Raw genomic sequence first — 3,080 nt, forward strand, 5'->3', positions numbered from 1 at the left:
CGCCGCCTGATCCCGCACAACCCCGCGGCGTTCGTGGAGCTGCCGACCGGGCGCCGCCCGAAGGCGGTGGTGTGGACCGACGAGCGGGTCGCCGCCTGGCAGGCCACCGGCGTGCGGCCGGCGGTGGCGGTGTGGACGGCGGCGCAGACCGCCACCTTTCTCGACCACGCCGGCGGCGACGACCTGTACGCGCTGTTCCACCTGGTCGCGTTGCGCGGGCTACGCCGCGGTGAGGCCGTCGGTCTGCGCTGGACCGAGATCGACCTGGATGAGGCGCTGCTCACCGTCAACCGGCAGGTGGTCCAGCTCGGCTGGGCCACCGTCGAGTCCCCGCCGAAGGCGGACAGCGTGCGCACCATCCCCCTGGACACCCGCACCACCGAGGTGCTGCGCACCCACCGCGCCCGCCAGGCCGCCTGGCGGCTCGCCGCCGGGCCCACCTGGACCGACACCAGCCGGGTGTTCACCCACCCCGACGGCACCGACCTGCACCCCGAGACCGTCACCCAGCGCTTCACCACGCTCGCCAAGGAAGCGGGGCTGCCGCCGATCCGGCTGCACGACCTGCGCCACGGTGCCGCGACCCTGGCGCTGGCCGCCGGGGCCGACCTGAAGACCGTGTCGCAGATGCTCGGCCACTCCACCATCGTCATCACCGCGGACACCTACACCTCGGTGCTGCCCGAGCACGCCCGCACCGCCGCCGAGAACACCGCCACCCTCATCGCCAACGCCCGCGGATCCGAACTTTCAAGATCTGCACCCACCCTGCACCCACCAAAGATCGAAAACGGGGCGCCGGAGGGCTCGAAAACGGCATCGCCGCAGGTCAGCGCGGTCCCCCTGGCAGGACTTGAACCTGCGACCCGCGGATTAGAAGTCCGCCGCTCTGTCCAGCTGAGCTACAGGGGGCTGACGGCGAGTCTAGGCAGCCGAACTGCCCCCCATGGGCAATGGGAGCCGACCGACCGGCCCAGCAAGGACCTAGGTCACTGGCCGCTTGTCGCCTCGCCGGGGAACCTCGGGAGAGGAACGCAGGCACTCGGGGTGCGCAGGAGGTCAGTATGAGCGGCAAGCCGGTTGTCGTCGGATATGACGGCTCGGACACCAGCCGGCAAGCCCTGGACTGGGCCCTTGCGACGGCGCATCGGCGCGGACTGCCGGTCATCGTCGTCCACGCCTTCACGCTGCCGCTGCCCCCTGTCCCTCTTGCCCCCGGCTACGTGGGCCCGGACGAGAGCGGGCTGCGCGCGAACGCCGAGGCGATCCTCGCCGAGGCGGTCACCCACGCTGAGTCGGTCAGTCCCGACGTCGAGGTCAGCACCCGGCTGGTCACCGCCCCGGCCGCGCTGGCCCTGCTGGACGTCGTCGGGGACGCCGAGATGGTCGTCGTCGGCTCCCGTGGCCTGGACGGATTCAGCGAGTTGCTGGTCGGGTCGACCGGCGTCCAGGTGGCGACCCACGCGCCCTGCCCGACCGTGGTGATCCGGCCGGAGACCAAGGTCGAGCCGGGGTCCGAGACCGGCCGGGTCGTCGTCGGTGTCGACGGCTCGCCGCTGTCGGAGCAGGCGCTGGCGTTCGGCTTCGAGGAGGCCTCCCTGCGGGGCGTCGGGCTCACCGCGCTGCACGCCTGGGACACCAAGCGCTCCGAGCCTGTCGTGGCCCCGTCCTCCCTCGCCGATGACGCCGTGGGGGACGAGACCCGCGCCGTGTCCGAGTCGCTCGCCGGCTGGCGGGAGAAGTTCCCCGACGTCGACGTCCGCGTCGTCGTGGTGCGACAGAACGCGGCGGCCGCCCTGGTGAAGGCGTCCGCCGGTGCCGAGCTGCTCGTGGTGGGGTCGCGCGGCCGCGGCGGGTTCAAATCGTTGCTTCTCGGCTCAGTGAGCCACGCGGCGCTGCACCACGCGCACTGCCCGATCACCGTCGTTCGGCCCCGGACCACGTGACAGGGCCGGAGCCGAGCCCTGCCGGGAGGGAAAGGTCCATGTCGAACGGTCGGCTGACGGCCATCGAGACGCAGCTGCTGCTCGCGGCCGCGACCGCCGCCCCCTCGCTGCACAACAGCCAGCCGTGGCGCTTCTCCGTGACCGGCGCTGTCCTCGACCTGCTCGCGGACCCCGGCCGACAGCTGCGGCGGGCCGACCCGGAAGGCCGGGCCCTGCACGTCTCCTGCGGAGCCGCCCTGCTCAACCTGCGGGTGGCCGCCGAGCACCTGGGCTACTCCCCCAAGGTGCGCCTGCTTCCCGTGCCAAGCGACCCGATGCTGCTGGCCCGGGTGACCCTGGGCGGGCGCTCGGAACGGGCCGGCATGACCGGCGCGATGTACGACGCCATTCCGCTGCGGCACACCAACCGGTTCCCGTTCGAGGACCGCCCGGTCCCGCACGCCGTCGGCACCGCGCTCATCGAGGCGGCCAGCGTCGAGGGAGCCGAGCTGACGCTGGTGACCGACGCGACCGAGCGCGAGCGGCTCACCGAGCTGGTGCACCTGGCGGACCTCGAGTCCGACATCGACCCGAGCCGGGCCGAAGAGGCCGCGAAGTGGACCGGCGTCGACGGCGACCGGCTGGACGGCGTCCCCGGGTACGCGCTGGGCCCGATCCCCCGCGACCCGGCCGCCCCCGTCCGCGACCTCCGTCGCGGACGGCCGATCCCTGGCCGCGAACAGCGCCGCTTCGAGCGCGCCCCCACCCTCGGCGTGCTGTCCACGGCCCACGACGACTCGGAGGCGTGGCTGCGCGCGGGCCAGGCCCTCGAGCGGGTGCTGCTCGTGGGCACGGTGCAGGGGCTGGCCGCCTCCTTCGTCAACCAGCCGTTGGAGCACACCGAGCTGCGTTGGCTGGTCCGCGACCCGGGGCGCGGCATCGGCTACCCGCAGATGGTGCTCCGGCTCGGCTACGGCGTCCCGGCGCCGCCCACTCCACGCCGTCCGCTGGACGAGGTAACCACCGAGCCGGTCTCCACCGAACTGGACAGCGGCGACTAGGGCCTGTCTGATGGTTCATGGCAGCCAGAACATGACGATGGCCGCCAGGACGAGTCCGGCGCGGTAGGTGCGGGCGTGTTGTCGTCGCGGGTGT

2 protein-coding genes, 1 tRNA gene and 1 pseudogene are annotated in these 3,080 nt (G+C 73.1%); 3 read left to right on the forward strand and 1 reads right to left on the reverse strand.

Going from position 1 to position 3,080, the window contains the following annotated elements; genetic code table 11:
- The first annotated feature begins 129 nt into the window (after positions 1-129).
- Positions 130-675 (forward strand): annotated as a pseudogene (locus VIM19_08345) (site-specific integrase).
- A 163-nt stretch (positions 676-838) separates the two neighbouring features.
- Here the strand turns inward: VIM19_08345 and VIM19_08350 are convergent.
- Positions 839-912 (reverse strand) — tRNA-Arg (locus VIM19_08350).
- Positions 913-1,064: 152 nt separating this feature from the next.
- On the opposite strand from VIM19_08350, the gene VIM19_08355 reads away from it, so the two are divergent.
- Complete coding sequence (locus VIM19_08355) at positions 1,065-1,946, forward strand: universal stress protein (protein HEY5184894.1); 882 nt, start codon at positions 1,065-1,067, stop codon at positions 1,944-1,946.
- A gap of 38 nt (positions 1,947-1,984) precedes the next feature.
- Positions 1,985-2,986 (forward strand): nitroreductase family protein, encoded by a 1,002-nt coding sequence (locus VIM19_08360; GenBank protein ID HEY5184895.1) that lies wholly within the window; start codon positions 1,985-1,987, stop codon positions 2,984-2,986.
- Positions 2,987-3,080: the final 94 nt, after the last annotated feature.

Source organism: Actinomycetes bacterium (assembly GCA_036510875.1).
Lineage (GTDB): Bacteria > Actinomycetota > Actinomycetes > Prado026 > Prado026 > DATCDE01.